A 26,702-nucleotide genomic window follows, 5' to 3' on the forward strand; every position below is an offset into this window, starting at 1 on the left:
TTGTCCACCTCGCTGCTCGGAGGGCACCGAACAGGCCGAGTCGGGGGGGGAGGCACCAGGGGTTCGGAGGTTGTTGGTTTTTAGGGGGCGTCGGAGTTGAGGATCAAGTCGGCAGCGGTAGTCAGATCCTCCGTGACATGGTAGGCGGCGACCGTTTCGTTTTCCTTTTCCGCTTGGTCGAGGCCCTTGCCCGTTTGCACGAGGATACTGCCGCGGCATCCGGCGTTGACCCCAGCCAGGACATCGCTGAGCATATCCCCAATCATCCATGAAGCGTCCAGGTCGAGCCCGAGCGCGGCGGTAGCGCGGAAGAGCATGCCGGGGCCTGGCTTGCGATCGATGTGTTCGATCAGGCTCCGGTCGGCGCTGCCGGGAGTCGCGGGGCAGAATTCGATGGCGTCCACGGCGGTTCCCGCGGCGGCGAGTTGCCGATTCATCTCGTCGTGGATCAAGCCGAGCTGCGCCTCGGTGATCATTCCCCGGCCGATCGCCGACTGGTTCGTGACCACCACGCATGCGTAGCCGGCGGCCCGGAGCCGCTCGATCGCCTGTGCCGCACCAGGCAGGAGGCGGACTTGTAGGACGTCGGAGAGGTAGTGGACGTGTTCGATAATCGTTCCGTCGCGGTCGAGGAAGACGGCGGGTTGCCCCCCCGGAACCGAGGGACGCTCGAATCGCGAGGAGGACCGCCACGACGGATTGTGTGAGGACTGAGGCTCGAGCTCGCCGGTCACCAAAGAATCTCCATTTTATCACCCTTGGCAATCGCCGTTTGCTGGTCACGGTTCGGGCCACTCGAGCGAAACCGCGTGGGATCGTCGGCTGGTCGTGGTTTCGATGCCGAACCCAAAGCGCGATCCTACCATCCGTTTTCCTGAGCGGTAAAGAGCGAGCGGGTTTGCGTTCCCTCGCCGCACCCTGGCTCGTTCGACCCGAAACCCGAGGAGTCGGGTGGGCCGTGCCCATCCGGCGAACCTCGGTGGGGGGCGAGGCGTTGCGATTCCCGAGGGCTTCTGTAAAACTCGATCGTTAGGAATGCTCCTGTTTAGAGGTTGCCTTGGCGTGATTCTTTTCCGGCGCGCGTCTGGTTTCTTGCTCACGATCGCTCGGCCCGCTTGATGAGGGAGCGAGCCCGCAGTCGCGGATCCTGGCTTCTGCGTGCTTTTCTGGCGGATGTCGCTGGTCCCGTGCACGCGATCGGCCCTTTCGGGGCAAGGGGTCCCTTTTTTTGCGGGGACCGGATGCGCAGAGTGGGGCGAAAGTGTCGTCGGATCCGTCAATTCTTTCGAAGGAGTCGTTCTCGTTGACACGTTCGTGAGGTTTTACGCGTTACAATGGATCGTCCGCAGGGGCGTTTTCGGGTCCTTGAGATCCGATCGGTTCAGAGGGGAGCGTCCCAGGCGATTTCCTCGGTAGGCCTAAAGGTAAGGGCAGGCGCGGCTGTCGCCAGGAGGAGTTGGTGAACCCGACCTCGATCGAGACCCTATCGACCTTTTCCGAGTCGTGCGGCGTGGGATCATTGCGCCTGAATATCCTCGAGGATGACGGGAGTTTCGGGACGCAACGTCCCTTCGATCAGCCCTTCCTGGTCATCGGTCGCAGTGCCGACTCCGACCTGCAGCTCGACCGCGACCTGGTGAACTCACGGCATTGCTATTTACAGGTGATCGGGGGCCGAGTCGTCTCGATCGACCTCGACAGCCTAGGCGGCGTACTCCTTGATGGAACGCCTCAGCGGTTTGGTTGGGTCACCCCGGCGAATCGGCTTCAAATTGGTCCGGTCACGTTACGGCTTCAGGGGCAGGCGGCGGGAGTCGAACGTGGCGGCGACGGGGGGCGCGGGCCACAATTGCATCCCCTCTCGACCCAGTATGCGCGGCAACTGCCGTCGGCGGCCCTGGAGATCGACGGAGTCGCGGGGCACACCTATGGCTGGCGGATGAGCCGAGCCCTCGCCCTGATCGGACGCTCAACCGCCTGCCAGGTTCGCCTGATGAACCCGTCGGTCTCGAAATATCATGCCGCCATGATCCGGACCCCCTTGGGTGTCTGGATTGTCGATCTGCTCTCCCGCGAGGGGATCGTGGTCGATGGGGCGCACGTGCGTGCCGCGCGGCTCGAAGAGGGATCGGTCTGCCAGTTGGGATCGTTCACGCTTCGGCTCTGTCGCGGGACCATGGCACCCGCTCCGCCCCGCCGGTCTGATGCGCCTCAATCCGCAACAGCGCCAGTGCCGGCACCGGCACCCGTAACGACACCCCTGATCCCGCAAAGTGCCAATTCCGAGGGGCGTCAAGTGCTCTTGGCGGCTTCCACGGCAGCGGAGTCACCGGTCGCTCCGGCATCAACCTGGTTGGCGAATCTCGCCGGCGACGAGTCGGCGCTCCGCCCCGCTTGGAATCCGCCGGAGCCGGGGCTCGATCCCTCCCAGCAGGCGATGATGATGTTGGCGCAGATGCTTGGTGCCATGCATCGGGATCACATGAGTTTGGTCAAGGATGAACTGACGGAAATCCGTCGGCTCGCCGAGGAGATGCACGCCTTGCGCGTGGAGATCGGTCAACGCCCGGTCGCAGCGCTTGCCCCGATCGCCGATCCCAGGGCGTCGTCCGTGCCGGCGTCGGTTGCAGAGGCGGTGTCTGCCGAACCCGTTTGTCCCGAACCGGCGACGGAAGCCGCCCGAAACGAAGATACAGTCATGCGAGAACCGAACCGAGGCGATGTGGCCGGCAGTGGGCCTCGTGATCCCAAGGAGTGCCTGGCGATCGCCAGCCATTTCCTCGCTTCCTACGAGCGAAATCAGGAAGGGCACTGGGCCCGGATTCTCCGAGTGCTCACCGGAACCGCGCGGGACCAGGAACCGGGGCGGGGACCGCTCAAACAAGCTCCGCTCGGTTGAGCCGGATTGATTGAATCGTCTCTCCCGAGGGTCAGTTGTGTTCCTCCGACGTCCGATTTATCCATCCCAATGTCCTCGAAAGACATCATCCCGCTTCGGCACTTTTTGATTCGGTTGACGGCTCTTGCCAAGGTCGATTCCGATGGGCATTGGATGATTCGCCAGGGAAATAATTCGCCGGAATCGGAATGAACCAAAATCATCGCGGGCGTAATATTTCGGGGTTGTTCCGAAAAGACCCTGGAAAAACCGGTCTGAGTGACTTGACAAGCCATTGGGAGAGCGTAAACTTTTTAAGTCGTGGAAGGTTGGGAGGGTTCGGTCAGTGTTGGTAGGTTGTGAAGAATTGCCGGACTGCCGCGACCTTGACGATTGTTTTTTGTTGGAGTCTTTCAGGGAAGGCCGGAGCGACAAGCAAACAAGGGGCTTGATTCTCGTCTTGGGTTCGACGATAAACATGATGCCGTGATACCAGATCACGGTGCGACTCAATCCGGCTTGACGTAACGATCACTTTCTGTAGGAGGCTGCCGATGACTGTTTCTCGCAAAGTCTTGAGCTTGGCTGTCCTCGTTGGAGGGTGGTCGATCCTATCTCCCACCTTCGCCGAGGCGAAGACTCGTCCCCACGCAAAGAACCAGGCGCTTCACGCGATGGTGAGCGCCCGCCAGACCGCGAGCCTGAGCCCCGACTTGGGATTTGGGTCGGTTCCCCTGCCGCTCAACCAGAGGCAGGTGAATCAGTTCCTGCGGAACTATTTCAGTAATCCCAATCCCCGGATCCCGGCGAGCTTGCGGGCCGATCCCAACTCGGCCAACGCGAACGCGCGTCGTGCCTTCGCCTTGGAAGTTTTCCGCGAACGGGCGCTCTTGAAGATCAGCAGCGTTGCGGGTGGCGTCTTCTTCACGCCTCCGGTAGGCACACCCTACACCCCGGTCGCCGCCAATAACTTCTTGCAGCGACTGCCGATCTTCCGGGTCCTTGGTATCTTCTGAGCTTGAGTTCAGCGAATGGGACTGGAGTTCCGAGTGGGGATGGTGTGGCTTGATTGCCATATCATCCCCGCTTTTGTTTTCTGAATCACGATTTGGTTGTGCCGGGACTCGGTGCCGGCTCGATTTGCGTCGCCGCTCGCGTCGCTCGCCTCTGGGGTTCGATGAAGAATTCCGTTGACTTCATCACGCTGTGAGCGTCTTGTAGGATTAAGAATTGTAAAGGATTCTCCCAGGGTTGGGGGGGGATTTCGATCAGTAAGAATTGGGCGTTCCGGAGTTCGCGGGTTTCAGATTCGCGCTGATCGGGGAATCTTTGGTCATCCAGGTCGGGCGGCACTCGGGAGGCGTGATGCGCAACGAGAAGACATACGAAATCAAGGTGATGATTGATCTCCCCGTTGAGACCTTGATCGAGGATGCCCGGGGCGGCGCTCCGAATTCTTTGGGGAACGCGCTCGAAGCCTACCGGCCGTATCTGGTTCGAATCGCCACCAATGAGTTGGCCCCCGACCTTCGTCCCAAGGGGGACGTTTCGGATTTGGTGCAGGAAACGTTTCTCGAGGCAGCGCGCGACTTCGGCAAGTTCACCGGCCGGACGGGCTCCGAATGGCAGTCGTGGTTACGGCAAATCTTCCTCAACAACCTGAAATTGCTGGTTCGGACCTATCGGAAAACCATCAAGCGCAACCTCAGCGTGGAGGTTTCCCTCGACCAGGTGAAGGCGGCAGGGGTCGATGATGGAGGCCTGGTCCTCCCCGGTTCCTCGCCGAGTTCGGTGGTGATGAAGCAGGAATTGGGCGAGGAGATCCAACGGGCTCTGACGCGACTCTCGGATCGGGATCGCCAGTTGCTGGTGATGAGGTTCCGGGAGCAGTGCACCTTCGAGGAGATGGGACGAAGGCTTGGGTACTCGCCGGTCGCCGCGCGGAAGGCCTTGCGGAAGGCGGTCGCACGCGTGCGGGAACAAATCGACTTCTCTTCAATGGTCGGATAGAGGCCCGGCTGGCCAAGAGCGGGCCGACGGACCGGTCCGATCGGCCCCCGTGGAAGCGAGGGCCGGGAAGCGGCCCGACCGGCCTTGTCCTGAAATCGGTTCGATGTGGAACCGGGTCAACGCACAACGGTGGGACGGCTCGTCCCGATGGTCTTGATTCTCTCGGCCGCGAGTCGAGCCGTGGGGGTTTTCGGATAGACCTTCACGATCTGCTGGAAGTAGCCCAACGCCAGGCTTCGGTTTCCCGATGCTTCGATGGCGCGCGCTTGCTTCATCACCAGGGCCGCGCGAACCTCTTGGCCGTCGACTTCCAGCCGTTCGGTCAGCCCTTGGATTCGCTCGACGGCGATTCGGGCTTGCGGCGATCCCGGATGCGTACGCTCGAGCACCCGATACGCGACCAGGGCTTCGATCGCTTTGCCGGCCGTATCCCGCTCGCGGGCCGCGGTGAGCATCTCCAGCGCGGAGAGTGGTTTCACCGGAGCCGAGACCAGTGCCCGCGCTTGCTTCGGCAGTGTTTGCAGGGTGCCCTGGGGCCGACTGCCGGTCGCTTGCGCGGCGGGCGATGAGATCGCGGGGGGCCGGTGCGTCGGGATCTCGGACCTGAGATCGGGGGATTCACGCTTGGGCTTGGACTCGGGCAAGGGCGCCAGCGGAAGCGCGAGTGGAGCGGGCGGATCGAGATTCGCCGGACTCTCGGACGAGTTCGAGACGAGCGTCTCCTTCACCTGGCTCTCTGGCCGAGGAGCGGGGGAGGTGCTGGCCGCTGCTCGGGACGGGCCGGTCGATACCACTGGCTTGGCACTCTCCTCCGGCGTGACGTCGGCCCGTGGTGTCGGCGCCGGGGCGGCGGCCGGTAAGGGTGTGGGGGCATCCTGGACGGGAGCCGCCGGCTCGAGCCCCACCGGTTCAGGTGGTGACGACGCCTCGGAGAGTGGCGCCGGAGCAACGGCCGCCGCGCCCGGCGTGTCACGGTTGGGCTCGGGGGGAGCGTCCGGAGTTTCCAGCTCGATTCGGGTCGGCAAGGGAGCGGGAACGGGAGCGGAGGGCTCAATGGGCTTGGACTCTGCTTGATACGTGGCAGGAATGTCCGGGCTTTCCAGCTCGATGCGAGTCGGCGCGGGAGTGGGAGCTGGGGGTTCCGGGAGCTGGGCCTTAGCTCCATCCGTTTTGGGAGCGTTCGTGGTTTCGAGCGCGATCTGGGCCGGTGCGGGAGCGGAGTCGGGAATTTCGAGGGCTCCGGTCTCAGGTGCGGCTTCAAGGGCAAGGGACGCCTGCGGTGCGATCAGGCGGGTGATATGGAAGTTGAGGGTGTAGAGGGTCTGCCCCTGGAATGGTCCGGAAAGCACTCGGATCGCGAAGTAGGTGCATTTTAAGGGGGGTTCCTCCTTGGCCCCCTCAATCTCGACGGTCTCGACGGACAGCAGTTGAACGTCGGTTCTCAGGGCCAGGTGGACGATTGTCGCGTCGGTGGCGGGATCGTTGGCCTTTTTGGCCTCATCACCCTCCGTGGCAAACAGGTTCTTGATGAAGTTGCGGCAGTCCTGACTCGTCGTGGCACACCAGAGATCGGCCGGGAACTTCTCGGTATCGAGCGAGTAAAGCACCGCGCGATCGCCGACCTTCGGCACGTAATCCGGGTCGGGGATCAAGATCGCGGCCGTCCCTTCGGTCGTCCGCTCACCCCCGAGTGACAGGGCCGGCCAGAGAACCACCAACAGAATTCCCATCAACCTGTACATATTCGCCTCGGAGTCATTGGCCTGTATGGTCTGTTGTCTCGAGCGGATTCGGGATCGGTTGCGTTCCATGGGGACCGCTACCGACCCAATCCTATGCTCATTACTGGGCTGTGACTTGGTTCCAGACCTCCGAAAATCGCAATCAAGGGGAGAGATCCATGGCGATCCCCGTGGTGCCTGGTGTTGCTCTCCTGCGCAGCGGTTGACGGGAACCGCCGCCCCCCGACGCGTCCTGGAAGATCGTGCCGGGTGTTCCGCTCAGTTGGGAGGGAGGCCAGACCATGATTGTGGGGGCGAGTTTTCCCGCGGATGCCGGGAGCGGAGACAGGTCGGCAAACCACCGAGAACCAGGCTTGGGGACCATCGTGGTCACGTCCCGGATCGGCGGCGTGGTGACCGAGGGGGGCGTTCCACGGGCTCTCGGGGCTGCGCTTGGGGCTGGGGAGAGCCGGTCGCGGACTTGCTTCGGCTGGAAGATGAGATAAGGCGGTGGTCGCCGCGTCGGGGGGCCGGGCAGTCGCACCGGGACTCGTTCCATCGACGCCAGCGCGGTCAAATTGCGGCCCTCGGTCCGCGTTTTAAGATTCGTTACAAGTACGGGTGAAGGTCCCGAATTCGCCTCCACGCGCTTTGGCGAGAAGAAGATCAGGCTCGGTCGGCTCGGCGCAAGAGAGAGGCCTTCTTCGTCGGCGACCTTGGCGCTCACGATCGGCGATTTCGGAACCGAAGGGGCTGGTCTGGCCGCGGGTGCCGACGTTTTGGGGCCGCTCGTTTTTTGGGGACTGAAGAAGAGGTAGGAGCGACCGGGCTGGACAGCGGGACGGGAGGAGGTGGGCGTGGCGTTGGCTCGTGCGCCCGTCGCCTCCGGGAGCGGGGTGGCGCGTCGGTCACCGGGAAAAAAGCGATAGGCCTGATGCGCTCCGCGGGCCGTGGGGACCGGTGCGGACGCGTTCGCCTCGGTACGCTTTGGGCGTGCTCCGACAGGTTCCCCGGCTCGGGCCGATCCGGTCCCGAGCATCCCGGCCATGAGCCAGGCTCCCGTCGTTCCGGCCAGGGCAAGCCGGTGCACTCGAAAAATCAAGGCGTGACGGGGCACTGTCGCTCCCATGAAACGGCTCCTGACGTCGACCTTGATGCGCGAGCCCGCTGGAACGTCGGGAGTCACGCAGCGAGCAAATCCTGCCGTTATGATCGGAACAGTCGACCGTAAGAGTTGAGCGGAGAGGTTCCGGAAAGCCATGATCTCTGCAATCTATGGCAGGCTCGGCTCGCTCGGATGGGAGCTTGACAGTTTTTTGTCGGTTCTCGAATTGTCCGGCTTGGCGGCTCTGAAGTACCCCTCCGGTTGCGAGTCGGACCCAGGCCACGCGCTGGCAAAACTTAGAATATGCCAGGAAAGACGCGTAATAAAGGTGTTGCAATTCATAGACTCTTGAAAAAAATGATCGTGTTATCTGACGAGGTCATGATAGATTAAGGTTTCACGCGAGCGGAAACTCCGGCCGGTGCGCTGCGAGCCAACGTCAGGTCGGGGGGCCAAGGTTCCGGGGATCCATTCCCGGTGTCCTGGCTTCGACTGCGTGGAAGGGACCTTGAGTTTGGCCCTGAACCTTCGAGATGGGGCTAAAGCGGAGACGTATCCGCGGTCTCGCCGAGGTCGGGCCACGAATGGGGAGGCACCTCCGATGGCAGCGACTGATACTCGTGCGGAAGTTCTGATGCCGAAGACTCGTTCCACCGCCGCGGTGGCCCGGGGCAAAAAAGAGGCCGAGCAGCGGTTCAAACGGGCCCAGCGCGCCTCGATTCTCCTGAAACATGTCAGCGATGCGACCCGGCTTCAGGTCATCTTGCTCCTCGCCGAGGGAGAGCGACATGTGGGCGACCTGAGCGAATCCCTGAATCAGAGCCAACCCGCCGTCAGCCACCACCTTGCCTTGATGCGGCACGGGGGAATCGTCGTTCCACGCCGCCAGGGGAAGAATAACTACTACAGCCTGACCGAAACCGGTGAAATTCTGGCCAAAGTCGTTCGGTCCATGACCTCTTGAATGGGTTGATGGGTGAAGTAATGCTGCTCTCTAGGTATTCCCAGGACTCGGGCGAAGCCGTTCGCGGATTTGAGCATGGACGCTCGCTACGAGCGGCAGCTTGTCCGAGCACGGGGCTCGAATTGGGCCGCCTGAGGAGCACGTCGATTTGTTACTGAGCGGCTTGCGTAGGCCGTGCTCCCTCGCGGTCGATTTACCCCAATGCTCAGGTTGCCTCGGCGGCCGGACTTCCCCACACCCTTGGGTTCACTTCAACACCTCGGCAAGGCTCGACGATCGCTCAGGTCGATCGATTTCCCCCCCCCTTTTTTTTCTCTCCCTCTCAACTCCGGCGGAACCCCAAGCCGCATGCCCTTCGCATCGCCGGTCTGAGCGAGGAGGGCTTTCTTGTGCAATATTAAATGGAGCGAACGAGGCATGATCGTGCGCTGAGATCGGCTCCCGTGCCGCCGGGTTTCGTTATGCCTTTTACGGAACATTTGAGCATCTGGTGGACGGAGCTTGGATGACGCGGACGTCGGCTGATGCGCCGGGGAGTTCCGGGCGAAGCGGTGTGCTTCTCGCCCTTGATCGGCTTCGACAGGCCTGATCCTGGCGACGGAGCTCACGCCGGGGTTCTCCCGCCACGGGGGTGAGCGTTCGCATTTTTGACCTGCGTCGACGGCACCTGTTAGATTGAGGTCATGCGGTTCGTACTCATGAGGCAGGGATGACTCGTGAGCTGTACGCTGGCGGCGGTCGGCGATCGTATTGTCCCCGTTTTAAGCCCTCTTGGTCGTGGTTCACCGTCCACGCCAGGATGACTTGGGCCTCGGGCCCGGGAGTCCCTTCCCGGGTCCGAGGTTTTTTTCGAGACGATCGCCACGTGACCGGGGGCGCTTCGTCCGTCGGAAGCCAGGGAGCGATCAGCTCCCGGTTCGCCTTTCAGGCGAGCGAAATCCATTGCACCACGATCGGTGCTGTCCCTGGTCGTTGGTCTTCGCTCGCCTTGCAAAGGTGAGCGGGGAGCTGATCGCTCCCTGGTTTTGGGCCTTCGCATGGACTGGCTGGTTTGACACCATGGCAACGCCACCGGGTTGGCGGACCCGGGCGGAAAACCCGGTCACGTGGTGACAGTGTCTCTTTTTTCTTTTTCCTTGGAACTTCCGAGCCGATTCGTCGCTCTATAAGCTTTAGTAGCCGTTCTTATAAACGAGCCGATGTGTCCGCGTTGTTAAAAAAAGACGTGTTAAACTCCTGGGTTGACTGTTGCGTTTTTGCGATTGGCTCGGGTCCGGCTCTTTGGGATGGTTTTGGACAGACTGGTTTTTGTTGATCAATTGATTTTTTTGATTGAAAAATATTAAATGAGTTGATGGAAAACCGGCGATGTAACAGGTCCTTGCGTTGGGCTCGCTGTGCCCTGACGACGGAGCTTCTGATGCTGCCTCGCCCTCACGTCGTACCTTTCGGTCGGCTCAAGGCACCGCAGGGCATTTCGGCCCGCGTTTCCGTGCGACCCGCGCAGGCTGTGTGGGGGCTGGATCGGAACGGGGAGGATGCGGCGAGCTTGAGTTTGAGCTCAACCAGGCGTGTGATGGTTGCTTCGATCGTGGTGGTCGAAGCGTTGGTCTTCCTGGCGCTCGTCTTCGCCTTGGCTCGCGGGCCTGCCGACGTCTCGGAGTCGGCCGGGGTGCTGGCCAGCCTCTCGCTCCTTTTTCTCGTTCTGTCGCGGCTTCGGCGCTGGGCCTCGACGCGGTTGCTGGACGAGTGACACGCGTCGGGCCGCCTTGGGCGTCACTTGGCGATGTTCTGCCCGCGGGCCGCCTGTTCCCTTGCGGGCCGGGAGAGCGAAATTGCCCGGGTGCCGCTTATCAGGCGGGAGATTGGTCATCGACCAAGGTGGTCTCGGCCAAGATCTCCTTGAGCCGTTTCAAGGCCCGGAGATGGCGGTTACTGGCGGCCGAGGTTTTTAGGTTGAGCACCTGTGCGGTCTCCTCGTTGCTCAGCATCTCGAAGTGGCGGAGGACCAGGACCTCCCGGTCGATCGGATCCATCGTGTTGAGCGCCTCCTGAACGCGGAGCCGCGTCTCGGTCCGAATCGCGGCCCGGCTTGCGGAGGTCAGACGTCCGAGCAGCATCTCGGCCAGTGACGCCGAGGAGGCCTGGGGCATCCCGGCGCGATGGAGGGAGACCTCCATGCACGCGTCGCGCATCTTCGTTCCCAGATGGCGTCTGTGCTGGTCGACGAGCTTCTGGCCGGTGAGCAGACGGAGCCAGAGATAGAACGGCAGCGTGGAATCCGCCGCGTATTCCGGGTAGCGCTTGGCCAGTTCGAGATACGCTTCCTGAAGCACGTCGGCCGGGTCGAGCCGACCTTGGAGCCGTCGGTCGAGCCGGAGTCGGACCATCTGCTCGAGTCGTCCCCGGTATTGCTCGAACAGCTCGGCCAACGCCCGATTGTCCCCGGCCGCCGCCAATGCCAGGAGCCGATCGGTTTCACTCGAGTTCGAGATCGATACAGGCATCTCCCTCTCCCGCGATCGATGGATCGTTGGGGCCGTGACGAATCGCGATGAAGTCTGAGTGTCGAGGCGGTCAGCACGGAATCAAGCAAACAGGCGTTTGGCCTCGGGGACGACGGCATGTCCGGCAGTCCGCTGGCTTTTGCGGACATGATGAATCGAATGGTTGGTCGTTTTCGACAAGTCTAAACCAAGAGAACCGCGGTGTCTCGAACGAATCGGGAATTATTTTGGGAGTGACCGGTGTTGGCGAGGCCTGGCTCGACGGATCTATTCTTTAGTGGGGTCTGTAAACGTCGTTCAATGCGGATTCGTGCGACACCTTGGCCAGGCGAGACCGTCGCTTCGCGGAACGTTCGCTCAACGGACGAATCGCGTGGCAGCTTGCGCTGATCCGTCCCATTCAAACCGAGGCATCGGGGTCGGTCCTTCTGGAAATTGACGATTTGATATCCCCTTTGACGTGGGCCACAAGTCTGATGGGAGGCGGGTTTCTTCATTTCGCTCTATCCCTTATAGGAATACCGTGCAAATGGGCTGGTTTTAAAAGATCGCAAAATTTGACAATTGTGGAAAATAAGTGTTTAGTGTTGCTGGAGTGTTTGGGGTTCACAGTCAACGCTTATTGTTGGCGACGGCGCTTTCTGGCTCGCTGAATCGATGGCGTTATTCCCGAATCTCGGCCTCGATTGAGGCCGCTGCCGATTCTCCTTCCTCGTTCTTGATTGTTACGTTCATCAGAGTTGAGGAGTGTGCCATGGTGCGTCGAACTCGTCCTGGTTTCACGTTGATCGAGCTTTTGGTGGTGATCGCCATCATCGCGGTTCTCATCGCCCTCTTGCTGCCGGCCGTGCAGGCAGCGCGTGAGGCGGCCCGGCGGTCGCAGTGCGTCAATAACTTGAAGCAGCTCGGCATTGCTCTTCATAACTACCATGACACCGTGGGCAGCCTGCCGATGGGGGCATTCGATATGACTCGCGGCTGCCAGCAATGGTCGCCGTTGGCGATGATGTTGCCCTACTTGGAGCAAACCGCCATCTACAACTCGATGAACTACTACAACATTGGCGGGGCATGCTCTCAGAGTGCTGCGAATACGACGGGCTTCCGTTCGTCAGTCAATGTGTTTAACTGCCCCTCTGATGTCGACCGGCTCACGAACGTCGAAGGGCATTTCAATTATTGCGCCAATTGGGGGTCGAAGCCGTATCGTTATACCTCGAATCCCAATGGCCCGTTCTTTACAACCAACTTCACCAGTCTCGGTGGCCAGCCAGGTGGGATTCCGAAGCCAATCTCTCTCGCTTCGATCTTGGACGGGACGAGCAACACGGCGGGTTTCAGCGAGCGAGTCAAAGGCATCGGCAACGGCGGTGCGCTCCAGCTAACAATGGACCTTGACCCGACGAAACCTTCGGCCACTCCATTCACGGTGACTGGGCCGAATGATGCGTCCAGCGACGGTACTGCGCAAACGTACTATAATAGCTGTAAGGCCATTGCGCCGATTGCTGCCAACATCTCCAACACAGGAATCCCTGGCGGGATGTGGCACCAGGTGCTGATGGGAGACACCTGCTATACCCACGTTATGACGCCGAACGCCATGACTTGTGTCTATCCGGCCGGTACTGACAGGAACCATCCCCAGGGTGCCTTGACCGCTACGAGTCGGCATTCGGGGGTTGTCAACGTTCTATTCCTGGACGGCACCGTCCGCGCCGTCAAGAATACCATCTCTCCCCCTACCTGGTGGGCGGTCGGTACGATGGCTACTGGTGAAGTGATCTCGGCTGACGCGTACTGAGTTTCATGTCCCTGGCGCGGGTCTCACACGCGAGTCCCGCGTCCCAGGTTCCCGGGCTTTGAAGGTCGATCGTCTACGCCCCTTGCAGAAGTCCATAACGCGAGGGGCCCGTTTGCGGCCCTACACACTCGGGTCATCATCCTTGTGAATTGACTGTTGCCCAGTTTCTCCGGTCGAGGGTTGCTAGAGATGAAGCGATTCGTGTGGCGCGATGGAATTGCGGTGAAGGTTACGGCATTGATGACCGTACTGGCTTTGGTTGGCTGCGGTGAGGGGGCTCCCTCGGTTTCCTCGTCGACTACCGAGGTGGCTGTCCATGGAACCGTTAAGTATAAGGGACAACCCGTCAAGGACGGGAGCATCCGGTTCGACCCCGCCAACATTCAACGCAAGGATGCCAAGGCTGTGAGTGCGCCGATCGGGCCGGACGGCACATACACCATCAAGACCCTTCAGGGGGAGAACACAATCAGTTTCACCCTCCCCGAACTTTCGAAGAAAGATTTCAGTGTTGCCTCGGCATCGTTTGTCTACAACGCTCCGGTAGGAGAGTCGACATACGACGTCGAGCTTGCAAAGTAAATGTGATTTTGGAAATCGTAATCTTGGTATGTGATGTTGGGGGGAATGGCGGGTACGGCTCACCCGCGGAATTCGAAAGCCAAAAGTGGAGGGAGGCCAAGAATTTTGGGTATTGCCCCCCTCGCAGAGCGTTTCGGTCTCAGATGGCCGCGCAATCGAATCCGGTGCGTTTGGCTGTTCTTTGCCAAGTTGGGAATCGGAGGCTGTGGGGGCGAGTTGTTGACGATCGACTGGAAGTGACGGTTTTCCTTGCCCCCCTACTTAGCGATTGGGTTGGTAGGGAAGGTCGCGTCGAGGATCAGTTGCTCGGCTTCGCGCTGGAGCAAGGTGCAGATGAGCCAGTCATGCCAACCGGTCTCGAGGTCGGAGCGTGGCAGTTTCGCTTTGATGAGCTCGGTGGTTTGCTTCATGGCCGCCTGGGCCCGCGGAGTTTGGCGAAGCCGAGCGAGCGACATCGCTCGGACCAGGTTGGCCGGGATATCGCGGTTCCACGATCCGGTGCTCTGCGCCGGGCACTTCTCGGCCTCGGTGAGTGCGTCCGCGAAGCGGCCGGAGCGATAGTAGGCCAGCGCCTGGGCCAACCGGCAGTAGGGGAGAAGCGATAAGCCGTTGGCCTCGGCGGCTGCGACCGATCGTTCGGCCAACCGGCAGGCGAGTTCGCGCTCGGCTTCGGGTAACGGGGCGAGCAGACAGGCTTTGGCGGTTCGCTCGGCGATCGAGGTGTCGGTCGTCGCGGCAAACCGGTCGAGCATTCGGGCACAGTGCTGTTGGTAGCCGGGCAGGTCGCCCCGTTGGAGATAGAGCGGCGTACTGTAATAGGTGGTGTCGTGATCCGCGGGATTGAGCTCGATCAGCTTGGCGGCGGTCAGGGCGGTCTTTTCCCAGAGCGCCTGACGTGCGAATTCACCGATCAGACTTCGATAGTCGCTTGGGCTGGCTGAGGTTGGTGGGGCGGCCCGCGAAAAGTCCGCGTCGGCGAGGTCCCGACGACCGAGTCCGAGGTACGCTCGTCCTCGACTGATTCGGGACCAGGGGTCGTCGGGAAAAGTGACCAGGGCTTCGGTGGTGATCGCCTCGGCCTCGGCCCAGCGCTTCTGTTTCACGAGCAACTCGCCACGTTTCCGCCAGAGTTCCGCCGCCCCTTCGGGTTGGAGGGCCACGAGGCGCCGGAAGGTGGGCTCGCGATTGCAGACCTCGGCCACGAGCTCGGGATTGCGGGAACCGAGGAGGTAAGCGCGGGTAAAATCGGCGTCCGCCTCGTCCGCCCGAAGCCGTGAGGCGAAGAAGCGGGCGCGTTCCACCCGGATCGAGCCGTTCAGCGGCCGCGCTTCGATGGCCGCGGCGAACGCGGCTTCGGCGTCGTCCCACCGCTTCCGTTCGATCCAGACCCGGGCGGCCGCGGTTGGATCGGGGCCGAAGAGAATCGGGTCGTGGCCTCGGTCGGCGTCGGCTGTGCTGCCGCCGCCAGCCCTTGGGGCCGCGGCCAATACGGCGAGGCTGGGGGGGGCCTGGCTGCGATCGGTGGCGGCCGCGGACGGATTGCCCGAGGATTCGAGCCGTTCCTTGGCGAGTCGCAGGGTGGCGTCGTCGAGGAGGTGGATGATTCCTTGGTCATCGATCTTGAGGCCCGTCATGACCTGGATCGAGGCCTCGATCCACGAAAAATCATCCGGCCACTCCGCGACCCCCCAGAGTCTCCCGACGTGGTCCTGGGCTCCGGTGAGGACGGTCTTGCCGTCGGGGCTGAAGGCGATGGCCACCACCCATTTCTGGTGGCGAAGTGGGGGGCCGATCGGTCGGCCCGTGGCCGTGTCCCAAAGGCGAGCCGCACCGTCCCCGCTTCCGGTCACGATCCTCGCGCCATCGGGGCTGAAAGCGAGGGACCGCACGAGGCCTTCATGGCGGAGCGGGGGGCCGACCGATTCGCCCGTGGCCCGGTTCCAGAGCCTGGCGGTGGTGTCGTCGCTGCCGGTGAGGACGGTTTTGCCGTCGGGGCTGAAGGCGACCGCCCTGATCCAGGTTTGGTGGCGGAACGGGCCCCCGACTGGTTCGGCCGTGGACACGTTCCAGAGCCTGGCGGTGGTGTCGTCGCTGCCGGTGAGGACGGTTTTGCCGTCGGGGCTGAAGGCGACCGCCCTGACCCCGCGTTGATGGAGCAGGGGGGAGCCGACCGGTCGGCCCGTCGGCACGTCCCAGAGCCTGGCCGAGTTGTCTTCGCTGCCGGTGAGGACGGTTTTGCCGTCGGGGCTGAAGGCGACGGCGACGACGGGGCCTTGATGGCAGAGCGGCTCGCCGACGGCCCGGCCCGACGCCACCTCCCAGAGCCGGCCCGTGCGATCTTGGCTTCCGGTGAGCACGCGCTTCCCGTCGGGGCTGAAGGCGACGGCTTGGACCGGCCCGAAGTGTTGGAACGGAGGAAGGAGTGGTTTTGCGGTGGCGGCGTCCCAGAGTTGCGCTGAGCCGTCGCCGGTCCCGGTGAGGACGGTCGTGCCGTCGGGGCTAAAGGCCAAGGCTGTGACCGAGCTCCGGTGTTGGAACGGGGGGGCGGCGGGTCGGCCGGTGGCGACGTTCCAGAGTCGAGCCGTGCCGTCCCCGCTTCCGGTCAGGGCGGTTTGGCCGTCGGGGCGAAACGCCACGGCGCTGACCGGTTCCTGATGCTGAAGGGGGAGACCGACCGGTTCCTTGACGGTCGTGTCCCAGAGCCGAGCGGTGCGATCGTGGCTTCCGGTGAGGACGGTTTTGCCGTCGGGGCTGAACGCAAGGGTTTCCACGGGTCCTTGGTGGCGGAGCAGGGGACCGGCGGGGCGCCCGGTGGCGACGTCCCAGAGCCGTGCCGAGCCATCGCCGCTCCCCGTGAGCGCGGTCTTGCCGTTGGGGCTGAAACCGACCGACCGCACCGGGCCTTGATGCAGGAGGGGCTGGCCGATCGGGTCGGACGAGCGGGCGTCCCAGAGTCGGGCCGTGCTATCTTGACTGCCGGTGAGGACGGTCTTGCCGTCCGGGCTGAAGGCCGCGGCCTCGACCCAGTTCTGATGGCGGAGGGGAGCGCCGAGCGGTTTACCGGTCTCCGCGCTCCAGAGCCGGGCGGTGCTGTCCTGTCCCGCGGTCAAAACCGTGTTTCCGTCGGGGCTGAAGGCGACGACGTCGATCGACCCTTGATGGCGGAGCAGGGGGCAGGCGAGCTGGCCGGTCGCCACGTTCCAGAGACTGGCCACGCCCTCCTGGCTTCCGGTCAGGATCGTTTTGCCGTCGGGGCTGAAGGCCAACGCCCGGACGACTTTAGAATGAGTCAGCGGGGGGCCGGCGAGCTGGCCGGTGGCCACACTCCAGAGTCGCACGGTGTTGTCTTCCGTTCCGGTCAGGATCGTTTTGCCGTCGGGGCTGAGGGCGATGGCCTCGACGAATCCGTATTGAGCCAAGGAGGGGCCGGTGGGGCGACCGGTGGCGACGTCCCAGAGCTGGGCCGCGCCGTCCTGGCTGAGGGTCAGGATTCGCTTGCCGTCCGGGCTGAAGATCAAGGCGCGAATCGCCCCTTGATGAGTCAGGCTGATCTCGGTGGGTTGGCCGGTGGCGACGTCCCAGAACCGCGCCTTGCCGTCGCCACAGCCCGTGACGACCGTTGCGCCGTCGGGGCTGAAGGCGACCTGGGTGACGAGGCCGCTATGCGAGAAGGTTTCGATCAGCTTGGGGAGGTACCGGCTCCAGGCGGAGAGGTTCGCCCGCGCGGCATGCCGCAAGGCCGAGTCGTTGACCGCGGTGGCCGCGCGGAGGCTTTCGACCATCAGGAGCAGTCCGCGATCGATCTCGCCCCGCTCGCAGGCGATCTGACCGCGTTCGAGGTCGAGGACGGCCAGGCGATGATTCGATTCGTTGAGCGAATGACTGATCTGGTGCGCCAGGCCGGTGATTTTCGCCGTCGCCTTCGCCTGTGAGTTGGCGTAGAGCAAGGCCAAAAAGGCCGCCGTCATGAGCGCGATCGCCGCCGAGCCGGCCGAGATCGCGATCCCCGGATTTCGCCGGCACCACCGCCAGGCTCGCTCGATTGCGCCGGTCTGACGGGCCACGATCGGCCGGTCCTCAAGGAACCGCCGCAGGTCTTCCGCCAAGGCGCCCGGGGTCTGGTAGCGATCGCAAGGGTCCTTGGCGATCGCCTTATGAACAATCGTGACGATATCCCGGGGCAGGTCGGGGTCGACCAGGTCCAACCGCGGCGGGTCGCCCGAGGTGATCTGTCGGATCAGCCGTTCCTCGCCATGGTCGGTGAACGCGGGGCGCAAGGCCAGGAGCTCGTAGAGCGTCAAGCCGAGCGCGTAGATATCGCCCCGGACGTCGGTCCGCCCCTGGAATCGTTCGGGGGCGAGGTAACGTAGCGTCCCCAGCAAGTCGCCCGTGTGGGTCAAGTCGGCCGAGCCGTTCGTCTTGGCAAGGCCGAAGTCGGTCAGCCAGACGGTTCCCGACAAGTCCAAGAGCAGGTTTGACGGCTTGATGTCGCGGTGCAAGATCCCCTGGCCGTCGGCGTGCTCCAGGGCGTCGGCCACTTGCACGCCGATATGGGCCACGCTCCAGGCGTATGGCTTTCGCGGGTCCGAAAGCGATCCCGAAGACGCGTTCATCGCCGAGACGCTGGCCGAAGATCCCGTCAGCGGGCTCGGCGCACGCGACCGCAGGGCCTCGTCTTCCTCGTTTCGTTCCTCAACGCCCCGCCCCGACGGCTCGGAACCCTCGTGCCGGCTCCCCAGCCGAAACCGGCCCTCCCAGAGCGAACGAGCGACGTCGGTCGGGGGGAGGGAGTGGGGGGAGAGCGGATCATGGAGCTCCCGCCGCTGCGCGTTTGAGTCGCTTTTCGACTCACCTTCGTTTTTCCGCGGCCGCGCCGAGTTCCGGGAGGACCGTGAGGTCGCGCCGGACTCGCCGCGGATTTGCCGCAACTCGTCCAGGACGACGTCGAGAGGGCTTCCCTCAATGTACTGCATCACATAGTAGAGTGTCTCGCCATCCTGTCCGACCCCGAAGACGGGCACGATGTTCGTATGGTGCAACTGGGCCGCGGCGCGGGCCTCGCGCCGGAACCGCTCGATCTGATGAGGGTTTCGATGCGATTCCGGCGGAAGGACCTTGAGCGCCACGCGCCGGCCGAGGGATTCCTGCTCGGCCTCGTAGACGATCCCCATGCCGCCGCGACCGATTCGGCGGACGATCCGATATTCGCCCAGTTGTTCGAGCGGCTTGCCGCCGCGGATCAGCTCGAGCGGAGGCGCCGGCGAGTCGGCGTCGGGGCGCACCTCCTCCAACATCACCAAGGCAGGGAAGAGATCCTCGATCCGCTCCGCCAGATCAGGATGGCGCCGGGTGTATTCACTGAGCGCAGGCCGCTCGCCCCGGCGATAACGGTCCAGGAATTCGTCGGCAAGGCCGCCGAGCGGGTCATGCTCAATGTCGGTATCACTCATCCAAGGACGCCCCTCCCCACGCACAAGGCGGTCGCCCCTCAAGCGGATTCGAGCTCTATCGTACGTGTCTGGTCCCGATGCGACTAGAGGCGCCTATGGTCGGTCAGGAAAGTCAGACGTGCCGAACCGGCTCGCGCATGGTTGGCTGGGGGCGGCGGTCGACGATCACGCATTCACTCACCTTGGCATTACGGCAGTTCCGGAGGTCGACGCCGCGGAACTCGGAGTCGAGCAGTTGGCAGCCGAGGATCAGGATCTCGCTCGAATCCACGACTTCGATCGCTCCTCCCTCGTCGGGGCCTCCCGCCCGCGAGCCGTCGATGATCAGGTTTTGGAGGTTGATGCCGGCGGAGTTGACGACCCGGATGCCGCCGAGTGACGGGCCTTTGTAGTCGGGGTTGTGGTCGATGACGTTCGACCCGACGACGATGTCGCGACAGTGCTCGATCACGATCGATCGTTCGTAGGCGCTTGCGAATGTGTTGCCCGTCAGGGTGATTCCTCGGCAATAGCGGAGCCAGACGTTGATCTGCTGGTCTTGGAGGACGTTGCCCGTGATGTTCCAGAGCCCGGCGCCGCCGGAATCGTCGCGTTCCGCGCCTTCGATCCGGATATTGGCCCCCCGCGGACTTCCCTTGGCCTGAATCGTGTTCGAGGCGATCGTACCTTCCCGCACCGTGGCCTCGCGGGCGTCGACCCAGACGTCGGCCGACTCGGGGTTGCCCGTATCGAAGTTGTATTCGATGTCGCAGCCCGTGATCTGGATGTTGCGAATCTCACTTCGGGCAATCTTGATCCCGGCATGTTTGCAGTAACTGATATGGCTGCCGGTGATGATCGCCTGGTGGAGGTTGACGCCGTCGAAGTAGACACCGATGGCCGGGCCTCGGCCGTCATAGATATGCAAGTCGGCGAGCAGGACGTTGCGGTTCCGCTTGACCACGTGGACGCCGTAGCGGCAGCGGCGGATCAAGACTCCGCTGATCGTCGGCTGCATCGTCCCTTCGATCTCGATCCCGTCGGCCTGGTCATGATTGCCGACGATCTCCAGGCCGCTGACGGTCGGCATCCGTTGGTGCTGCCAGACCCGAGGCTCGAAGGTTGTCGGATCGGCCGACTTGCCGTGCGTGCCGACGAGCCGGACGGCCGGCCCAGGGCCATCCATCAGCAGGCGGGCGGTCCCCCCCTGGCCGGCCAGCGCGATTGGCCCGGAGCGGTCGAGGTCGATCTCCAAGGGGGCGGTCAGGCGATACGTCCCGCGGGGGAAGTCGAGCTGGCCTCCGCCTTGCTCGACCGCATGCCGAAGCGCCTTGGTATCGTCGGCCCGGCCGTCGCCGACGGCCCCGAAATCACGAACGTTGGTCATGGGATCAGAATCCTCCGCGTGTCCGCGTGCCCACCGGTCACAAACCGCTCTGAGATTCGTCTTAACCGGAACAAGTCCGAAGCAGACGACCAGGGCGATTCCCGGCAACGTCGACTGCGTTTCCCACGGTTGGGGTCTGATCCGCGGTCACGCGGCTCAATTGATCGCACAGAGGTCAACTCGACGCAAGGTTTGGCCACGGACTGCAATCGGATCGACGGGATCAGGGCTCAGGCAAGAATGTGTCACGCTCATGGCATGCTCTCACCGAAAGAAGCAGCATCCCGCCGGTGCTCCCCTTGTCGGCGTTCTGAGGCGGATCTGAGGGGGTGGGCGATGCCAGGAAACCAAAACATGAAGATAGAAAATTCCGTTCAGGATTGGCTGACTCACCGGCTCGGGTCGGGTCGAGCGTTCGCCCGCGGCTTCACGGTCGTGGTGGGGCTGATGCTCTCGGCCGGGTCGACTCAAGGGGCCGACAAACCGCCGCGTCCCCCGGCGACCGTGGTCGAGGCGGCCAAGACGCTCGATCTGGCGACGTTCCCCCTCATGGATCAGGCGGAACCCCTGACGAGTCGCAGGCTGGCCGGTCTCTCCTACAACGTTCCGGGCTCGGTGAAGCGCGTTTTCGAGGTCCAACAAAAACAGCTCGCCGATCGGAGCTGGACCGAGCTGCCGAACCGTTATGTCTCGGACCAGTCGGCCAGCGCAACCTTCACCCGGGACGGCTTTTCGCTCTCGTTGATGATCTATCCTCCCGGGAAGCCAGGGATGGTCAATGTCTCGCTCCTCAACCATGGGAATGTCGAACTCGGCAAGCTTCCTGTTCCTCCCGGTGTGAAGCCGTTCTACGGCGGACCGGTGAGCACCTCGTACCTGACCGATTCCCCGGTGGCGGAGACGGTCGAAGCGTGTCGCAAGTTGCTCCTCGGAAGCGGTTGGGAACCCTACGGAGAGGCGGGCGACACCCGGTTCTTCAAGCAGAACGCCGTCCGGCTCGCCGCCCGAGTCAGCTCCGCGCCCGCCCAAGGGGGGAAGACCGTCATCGATTACAGCACCTTGCTGATGTCGGTGGACCTCCCCGCCCCCGTCGAGACCGACGGCCTGCAATACGCCGACGTGACCAAGCAACTCCTGTTCGATACCCAGGCGACCGGGAACGACGTGGTCGACTATTATCGCCGGACGCTCGCCAAGTCGGCTTGGGAGGCCACCACGGAGGCACCGTTTCAAGCGGGATTCAAAAACGTGATGATATTTAGGAATCCGCAAAAGGACTTGCTGACTCTGGAGCTGGACGCAATCAAGGGGACGGGGAAGAACCGGATCATCCTCAAGCATCAATCCGCCGCCGAGGTTGCGGAGATCGACCGGCGAATCCAGGCCGAGGCCGAGCAACTCGAGATCGAGAAGAAGAAGCCCTTGCCGAAGTTGGTTTTGATTCTGCCTGAAGAGGCGAAAAATGTGAAACAGACGAAGACCAAGATCGAGTTCCAGGTCGCCGCCAAGCGGGCCAAGCCGGTTGCCGAGATGTGGCGAGCGCAGTTCGTCAAGGACGGCTGGGAAGCCAAGCCGGGCCGGTTGGATGACGCGGGCGGCTTGCTCTTCTTTTCAAAAGGGAGTCTCCACTCTTTGACCTTGAGCTACACCGATCTCCGTTATCTCCCCGCCGAGGTCTCGATTCGGGCCACCGGCGTCGAACTGGTGCGCTCAACCGGAACGACGAAATAGGACCCCCCCGCTCATCCTCGGGCATCTTTTTTTTCGCTCGCCCGAGGAACGCGAAGGGGCGGGCTTCCTCAATCCGTGGTCTACGCCAGGGGCAGACTGCCGCCCGGATCGGTCGCACGCAAGTCCAGGGTGGCCTTCACGACGTCGTCGCCTGGTTTCCGGGCCAGGTGGAAGCCAAGTCGCTTGCAGAGCAGTTGCATGGGGCGGTTCTGAGGGAGAATATCGGCGCTGAGCCGGTCGAGTCCTTCGTCGCGACCGACCTTCACCAGTCGGCGGAGCAGTTCGGTGCCGAGCCCTCGGCCCTGGAACCGGTCGACGACGAGGAGGGCGAACTCGGCCTCGTTGCGGCCGTGCAGCTTCATCAGGCGACTGACGCCGAGGATCTCGCTCGCTCCGGTCGCCGGGTCTTGAAACTCGGCCACCAGCGCCATCTCGCGGTCGTAGTCGTTGAAGCAGATCCGGATCAGGCGGTCGTGCGCGACGCGCCGGCCAAGCTTCATCGCATGGAAGTAGCGGAACGAGACGCTCTGCTCGGAGAGTCTCTCATGGAATTGAATAAACGAAGGTTCATCCTCAGGACGGATCGGGCGAATCAGCAAGGCGGTTCCGTCCGGGGCGGTCCAGGGGACGGCGTACTGCGTTGGGTAGGGGCGGATCGCGAGCCTGGGCCATTGGCCGTCACGGACTTCGGGGCCGTGCGCGATCACTCGGGCGTCGAGAGCCAGGAAACCTTCGTTCGAAGCGAGCAGGGGATTAATGTCGATTTCTTTGATCCAAGGTTGCTCGACGACGAGCCGGCTGAACCGCACCAGCAGTTGCTCCAGGCGAGCGGTATCGATCGCGTCCCGGCCTTCCTGGGCCTTCAAGGCGGAGTAGACCCGGGTCTGTTCCATCATCCGCCGCGCCAGGGTCGAGTTGAGCGGCGGCAAAGCCAGCGACCAGTCGTGGAAGACTTCCACGAGCCGGCCTCCCGAGCCAAAGAGCAGGACCGGGCCGAACTGGGGGTCGAGGCTGCTGCCGACGATCAACTCGTAGCCGCCGCGGCGGATCATCGGCTGGACGGTCACACCTCGGAAGTGCCCAGGGCCCACGCCGACCCGCTCGCGCACCGAGGCTTCGATCTCGGCGAAGGCGTGCCGGACCGCGTCGGCGTCGGGGAGGTCCAAACGGACCCCGCCGACCTCGGACTTGTGGGTGACCGTCTCCGAGGCGAGTTTGAGCGCCACGGGATAGCCCAGGGCGTCGGCCGTCGCGACTGCCTCGTCCTCGTCGTGCGCGAATCGGGTCTCGACCGTGGGGATCCCGTAAGCGGTGAGTAGCGTCTTCGACTCGAGCTCCGTGAGAATCGTCCGGTCGCCTCCGCGCACCGCGGTGCCGATCGCCTCGACGGCGGCACGGGCCACGGCATTATCGTGGGAATCGTCGGTCGAGGTCGGCGTTTCGTAGAGTCCGCGGAGGTTGTAATTCGACTGCCACATCGCGTGGAACACACGAGCGGCGGTGTCGGGGGTGGCGAAGGTGGGAATCCCCACCCGGTTGAGGATTTCGACCCCCGCCGCGACGTCGGCTCCGCCCATCCAGCTCGCCAGGACCGGCTTTCCTTCCACGCGGGCGTAAGATTTTAACGACTCGGCGGTCTGCGTCGGCTGGCTCAGCGCCTGGGGCGTCAGGATCACGAGCAGGCCGTCGGTGGCCGGGTCCTGAACCGCGGCTTCCACGGCCTTGGCGTAGCGGTCGGCATCGGCATCGCCGAGGATGTCGATCGGGTTGCCATGGCTCCAGGGGGCCGGCAGGCACGCGTCCAGGGTCGCCATCGTCTCGAGCGCAAGCGGGGCGAGCTCGCCCCCGGCTTTGAGCAGGGCGTCGGTGGCGAGCACCCCGGGAGCCCCGGCGTTGGTGACGATCGCCAGGCGAGGGCCACGGGGGCGCGGTTGCTTGGAGAGAATTTCCGCGACCGCGAACATCTCCGCCAGGGTGTCGACGCGGAGCACGCCACAGCGGCGGAACGCGGCGTCGAGGACGTCGTTGCTCCCGGCCATGGACCCGGTGTGCGAGGCGGCGGCCCGGGCCGCCGCCTCGCTCCGCCCCGCCTTGAGCACGATGATCGGCTTGGTCAGGGCCACCTCACGGGCCGCCGAGAGGAACGCGCGGGCATCGCCGATCGACTCCATGTAGATCACGATGCACTGGGTGTGCGGGTCGTCGCCGAGGTAGTCGATCAAGTCGCCCCAGCCGACGTCGATCATCGAGCCGACCGAGACGAACGCGCTGAAGCCGACGTTTTCACGCAGGCTCCAGTCGAGGATCGCGTCGCACAGGGCGCCGCTCTGGCTGAGGAACCCGACGCCTCCCGGCAACGCCATCCGCTTGGTGAATGTGGCATTGAGCCCGTTAAACGGCCGCATCACGCCGAGGCAGTTCGGTCCGATCAGCCGGACCCGCCCGCGCCTCGCCTGCTCGAGGACCCGCTGCTCGAGTTCCGCGCCCGCGGCCCCGACTTCCTTGAAGCCGGCCGAGACCACGATCGCCCCCCGAACCCCGGCCGAGGCGCAGTCGCCGATCACCTCCGGCACCGCCGCCGCCGGCGTCGCGACGATCGCGAGATCGATCGGCGTGGGCACGTCCGATAGCCGTGGATAGGCCTGGACCCCCAAGACCTCGGCCCGATGCGGGTTGACCGGAAAGACGGTCCTCCCGAACGGGTTGCGGAACAGGTTCTCGAGGATCGTCCGGCCGACGCTTCCGGCCTGCTCGGTGGCGCCGACCACCGCGATCGTCCTCGGCGCGAAGATGGCATCGAGCGGCTGACGTCGCGATTGCAGGACGACCAGGTTCGGCACGACACCGGGCCCCTTCAATTCCTCTTCCGTCATGTCGGCTCCCCGCGGGTGAGACTTCACCGCATCATCCCTCATCCGGACGCCGTTGGCCAAGCTTTCGGGTCCAAGCAGGGAGGCGCTTTCGTTATCATACGACTCCACAACGGTCGGCATCGATGTTGCAATACGAATCGCGATCCTTCCGACTCCCTCTGCCTTACGACCGAAACCGCCTGTCAAGCCGGCGACTGGCCTCGATTGTATCCCGACAGTCTGGTCTCCACCCTTCTTTTTGGGGCCGTCAGGACCATGCTCGACTTCCGCTCCGCTCTGCTCCCGTTCCTGATCACCGTGTTCGATCTCGTTGTCAGTGTGCTGGCTTCGGTGCACGTGATCCTTTACAAACGCGACACGAAATCGGCGATCGGCTGGATCGGGCTCATCTGGCTTTCGCCGATTCTCGGCACGGTCGTTTATGTGTTGCTCGGGATCAACCGGATCAATCGCCGGGCCCAATACATGCTCCGGGGCACCGGGCATCTCGTCACTCATGCCGTGGGGCCGTATCTCCCCGACATCCTTGACCCGATCCCATCGCTGGAAGGTTCGCCGCTCAGTTCGCTGGTCGAGCTCGGCGATCGCGTGACCCAGTGGCCGTTGCTGGCCGGGAACGAGTTCGCGATCCTCGACGGTGGCAACCAGGCCTACCCCGCCATGATTGATGCGATCGAGGCGTCCACGCGGTCGGTCGCGCTGTGTACCTACATCTTCGACAACGACCGGACCGGGCGTCTGTTCATCGACGCCCTGGCACGAGCGGTCGCCCGCGGTGTCGAGGTTCGCGTCTTGGTCGACGGCGTCGGGGCCCAGCATTCCTGGCGGTCGGTGGCCCGTTCCCTGAGACGTGTGCACGTGCCCACCGCCGAGTTTCTCCCCACGCTCGTCCCCGTTTGGTTGCCCTACTTCAACCTACGCAATCACCGCAAAATCCTTGTCGTCGACGGCACGATCGGTTTCACGGGCGGCATGAATATTCTTGAAGAGTATCATCAGGAAATGTGTTTGCGTGACTCGAATCGCGACCTGCACTTCCGGATTCAGGGCCCGGCCGTCGCCTACTTGCAGCAGGTCTTCGCGGACGATTGGGCCTTCTGCAAAGGGGAGATCCTCGAAGGCGATCGCTGGTTCCTGCCGATCGAAGCCGCGGGCGAGGTTCTCGCCCGCGGTGTGATCGACGGCCCCGATGATGATCGGGATAACCTGCTCAACGTGATTCTCGGCGGCCTGGCCTGCGCGAAAGCTTCCGTGGAGATTGCGACCCCCTACTTCTTGCCCGATGCCCGCTTGAGCTCGGCTCTGGAGGTCGCCGCCCTTCGGGGCGTGCAGGTGGACATCCTCCTGCCGAGCGCGAACAACCACAAGCTCGTCCAGTGGGCCTCCACCGCGCAGCTCTGGCAGGTCGTCGAGGGCGGGTGCCGCGTCTGGTCCTCGCCGCCCCCGTTCGACCACACGAAGCTGATGATCGTGGACCAGAGCTGGGCGTTCATCGGCTCGGCGAACCTCGACCCGCGCAGCCTCCGGCTGAACTTCGAGTTCAACCTCGAATGCTACGGCGCGGAGTTCGCCACCCGCCTCCACGACCTGTTTCAGGACCGGCTCCGCAACGCGGTGCCGATCACCTCCGATGCCCTCAACGCCCGCAGCCTACCGATCAAGCTTCGCGACGGTGCCGCGCGGCTGCTCTCCCCTTATCTTTAATGTGTGT

At 63.5% G+C, this 26,702-nt stretch carries 16 protein-coding genes; 9 read left to right on the forward strand and 7 right to left on the reverse strand.

Annotation, left to right across the window (positions count from 1 at the left end; translation table 11 throughout):
* Positions 1–80: 80 nt before the first annotated feature.
* Positions 81–734 carry a D-glycero-alpha-D-manno-heptose-1,7-bisphosphate 7-phosphatase gene (locus BUS42_RS00100; protein ID WP_074304378.1) on the reverse strand — a complete coding sequence of 218 codons (654 nt, stop codon included), beginning with the start codon at positions 732–734 and terminating at the stop codon, positions 81–83.
* Positions 735–1,459: 725 nt separating this feature from the next.
* Here BUS42_RS00100 and BUS42_RS00105 point away from each other — a divergent pair.
* From BUS42_RS00105 to BUS42_RS00115, 3 genes are all read left to right on the forward strand, one after another.
* Complete coding sequence (locus tag BUS42_RS00105) at positions 1,460–2,899, forward strand: FHA domain-containing protein (protein WP_074304379.1); 1,440 nt, start codon at positions 1,460–1,462, stop codon at positions 2,897–2,899.
* 533 nt (positions 2,900–3,432) lie between these two features.
* On the forward strand, positions 3,433–3,894 hold the full coding sequence (locus BUS42_RS00110) for a hypothetical protein (protein WP_074304380.1): 462 nt from the start codon (positions 3,433–3,435) through the stop codon (positions 3,892–3,894).
* A 349-nt stretch (positions 3,895–4,243) separates the two neighbouring features.
* Complete coding sequence (locus BUS42_RS00115; RefSeq protein WP_074310526.1) at positions 4,244–4,888, forward strand: sigma-70 family RNA polymerase sigma factor; 645 nt, start codon at positions 4,244–4,246, stop codon at positions 4,886–4,888.
* A gap of 116 nt (positions 4,889–5,004) precedes the next feature.
* On the opposite strand, the gene BUS42_RS00120 is transcribed toward BUS42_RS00115, so the two are convergent.
* Both BUS42_RS00120 and BUS42_RS00125 read right to left on the reverse strand, forming a co-directional pair.
* On the reverse strand, positions 5,005–6,630 hold the full coding sequence (locus BUS42_RS00120) for a tetratricopeptide repeat protein (RefSeq protein WP_074304381.1): 1,626 nt from the start codon (positions 6,628–6,630) through the stop codon (positions 5,005–5,007).
* Between the two features lie 142 nt (positions 6,631–6,772).
* Positions 6,773–7,738, reverse strand: a complete 966-nt coding sequence (locus tag BUS42_RS00125; protein WP_074304382.1) for a hypothetical protein — start codon at positions 7,736–7,738, stop codon at positions 6,773–6,775.
* 610 nt (positions 7,739–8,348) lie between these two features.
* On the opposite strand from BUS42_RS00125, the gene BUS42_RS00135 reads away from it, so the two are divergent.
* Both BUS42_RS00135 and BUS42_RS42405 read left to right on the forward strand, forming a co-directional pair.
* On the forward strand, positions 8,349–8,678 hold the full coding sequence (locus tag BUS42_RS00135) for an ArsR/SmtB family transcription factor (RefSeq protein ID WP_074304384.1): 330 nt from the start codon (positions 8,349–8,351) through the stop codon (positions 8,676–8,678).
* 1,549 nt (positions 8,679–10,227) lie between these two features.
* A complete protein-coding gene (locus tag BUS42_RS42405) occupies positions 10,228–10,431 on the forward strand; it encodes a hypothetical protein (RefSeq protein WP_143206181.1) in 204 nt (67 codons plus the stop codon).
* Positions 10,432–10,531: 100 nt separating this feature from the next.
* Here BUS42_RS42405 and BUS42_RS00145 read toward each other — a convergent pair whose 3' ends face one another.
* Positions 10,532–11,185, reverse strand: a complete 654-nt coding sequence (locus BUS42_RS00145; RefSeq protein WP_074304386.1) for a sigma-70 family RNA polymerase sigma factor — start codon at positions 11,183–11,185, stop codon at positions 10,532–10,534.
* A 754-nt stretch (positions 11,186–11,939) separates the two neighbouring features.
* Here BUS42_RS00145 and BUS42_RS00150 point away from each other — a divergent pair.
* Both BUS42_RS00150 and BUS42_RS00155 read left to right on the forward strand, forming a co-directional pair.
* Entirely contained in the window at positions 11,940–12,989 is a 1,050-nt protein-coding gene (locus BUS42_RS00150; protein ID WP_074304387.1) for a DUF1559 domain-containing protein, read from the forward strand.
* Positions 12,990–13,178: 189 nt separating this feature from the next.
* The gene (locus tag BUS42_RS00155; protein WP_074304388.1) at positions 13,179–13,571 is read left to right on the forward strand and encodes a hypothetical protein; all 393 of its coding nucleotides are present in this window, start codon (positions 13,179–13,181) and stop codon (positions 13,569–13,571) included.
* A gap of 257 nt (positions 13,572–13,828) precedes the next feature.
* Here the strand turns inward: BUS42_RS00155 and BUS42_RS00160 are convergent, their stop codons facing one another.
* Positions 13,829–19,021 (reverse strand): serine/threonine-protein kinase, encoded by a 5,193-nt coding sequence (locus BUS42_RS00160; protein ID WP_074304389.1) that lies wholly within the window; start codon positions 19,019–19,021, stop codon positions 13,829–13,831.
* Between the two features lie 112 nt (positions 19,022–19,133).
* Entirely contained in the window at positions 19,134–20,387 is a 1,254-nt protein-coding gene (locus BUS42_RS00165; RefSeq protein ID WP_074304390.1) for a right-handed parallel beta-helix repeat-containing protein, read from the reverse strand.
* A gap of 354 nt (positions 20,388–20,741) precedes the next feature.
* Here BUS42_RS00165 and BUS42_RS00170 point away from each other — a divergent pair, with 354 nt between their 5' ends.
* Positions 20,742–22,118, forward strand: coding sequence for a hypothetical protein (locus tag BUS42_RS00170; protein ID WP_074304391.1), 1,377 nt, complete (start codon positions 20,742–20,744; stop codon positions 22,116–22,118).
* Positions 22,119–22,198: 80 nt separating this feature from the next.
* On the opposite strand, the gene BUS42_RS00175 is transcribed toward BUS42_RS00170, so the two are convergent.
* Entirely contained in the window at positions 22,199–24,991 is a 2,793-nt protein-coding gene (locus BUS42_RS00175; RefSeq protein ID WP_074310528.1) for a bifunctional acetate--CoA ligase family protein/GNAT family N-acetyltransferase, read from the reverse strand.
* Positions 24,992–25,246: 255 nt separating this feature from the next.
* On the opposite strand from BUS42_RS00175, the gene BUS42_RS00180 reads away from it, so the two are divergent.
* Entirely contained in the window at positions 25,247–26,695 is a 1,449-nt protein-coding gene (locus tag BUS42_RS00180) for a phospholipase D-like domain-containing protein (RefSeq protein ID WP_074310530.1), read from the forward strand.
* Positions 26,696–26,702 lie beyond the last annotated feature (7 nt).

The sequence above is a fragment of the Singulisphaera sp. GP187 genome (assembly GCF_900129635.1).
Taxonomy (GTDB): domain Bacteria; phylum Planctomycetota; class Planctomycetia; order Isosphaerales; family Isosphaeraceae; genus Singulisphaera.

Bases quoted from the DNA above. Each gene is read 5' to 3' on its own strand.
- BUS42_RS00120 (WP_074304381.1), bottom strand. From the start codon at position 6,630: ATGTACAGGTTGATGGGAATTCTGTTGGTGGTTCTCTGGCCGGCCCTG.
- BUS42_RS00175 (WP_074310528.1), bottom strand. From the start codon at position 24,991: ATGACGGAAGAGGAATTGAAGGGGCCCGGTGTCGTGCCGAACCTGGTC.
- BUS42_RS00180 (WP_074310530.1), top strand. From the start codon at position 25,247: ATGCTCGACTTCCGCTCCGCTCTGCTCCCGTTCCTGATCACCGTGTTC.
- BUS42_RS00155 (WP_074304388.1), top strand. From the start codon at position 13,179: ATGAAGCGATTCGTGTGGCGCGATGGAATTGCGGTGAAGGTTACGGCA.
- BUS42_RS00160 (WP_074304389.1), bottom strand. From the start codon at position 19,021: ATGAGTGATACCGACATTGAGCATGACCCGCTCGGCGGCCTTGCCGAC.
- BUS42_RS00110 (WP_074304380.1), top strand. From the start codon at position 3,433: ATGACTGTTTCTCGCAAAGTCTTGAGCTTGGCTGTCCTCGTTGGAGGG.
- BUS42_RS00150 (WP_074304387.1), top strand. From the start codon at position 11,940: ATGGTGCGTCGAACTCGTCCTGGTTTCACGTTGATCGAGCTTTTGGTG.
- BUS42_RS00125 (WP_074304382.1), bottom strand. From the start codon at position 7,738: ATGGGAGCGACAGTGCCCCGTCACGCCTTGATTTTTCGAGTGCACCGG.
- BUS42_RS00135 (WP_074304384.1), top strand. From the start codon at position 8,349: ATGCCGAAGACTCGTTCCACCGCCGCGGTGGCCCGGGGCAAAAAAGAG.
- BUS42_RS00115 (WP_074310526.1), top strand. From the start codon at position 4,244: ATGCGCAACGAGAAGACATACGAAATCAAGGTGATGATTGATCTCCCC.
- BUS42_RS00165 (WP_074304390.1), bottom strand. From the start codon at position 20,387: ATGACCAACGTTCGTGATTTCGGGGCCGTCGGCGACGGCCGGGCCGAC.
- BUS42_RS00145 (WP_074304386.1), bottom strand. From the start codon at position 11,185: ATGCCTGTATCGATCTCGAACTCGAGTGAAACCGATCGGCTCCTGGCA.
- BUS42_RS00170 (WP_074304391.1), top strand. From the start codon at position 20,742: ATGAAGATAGAAAATTCCGTTCAGGATTGGCTGACTCACCGGCTCGGG.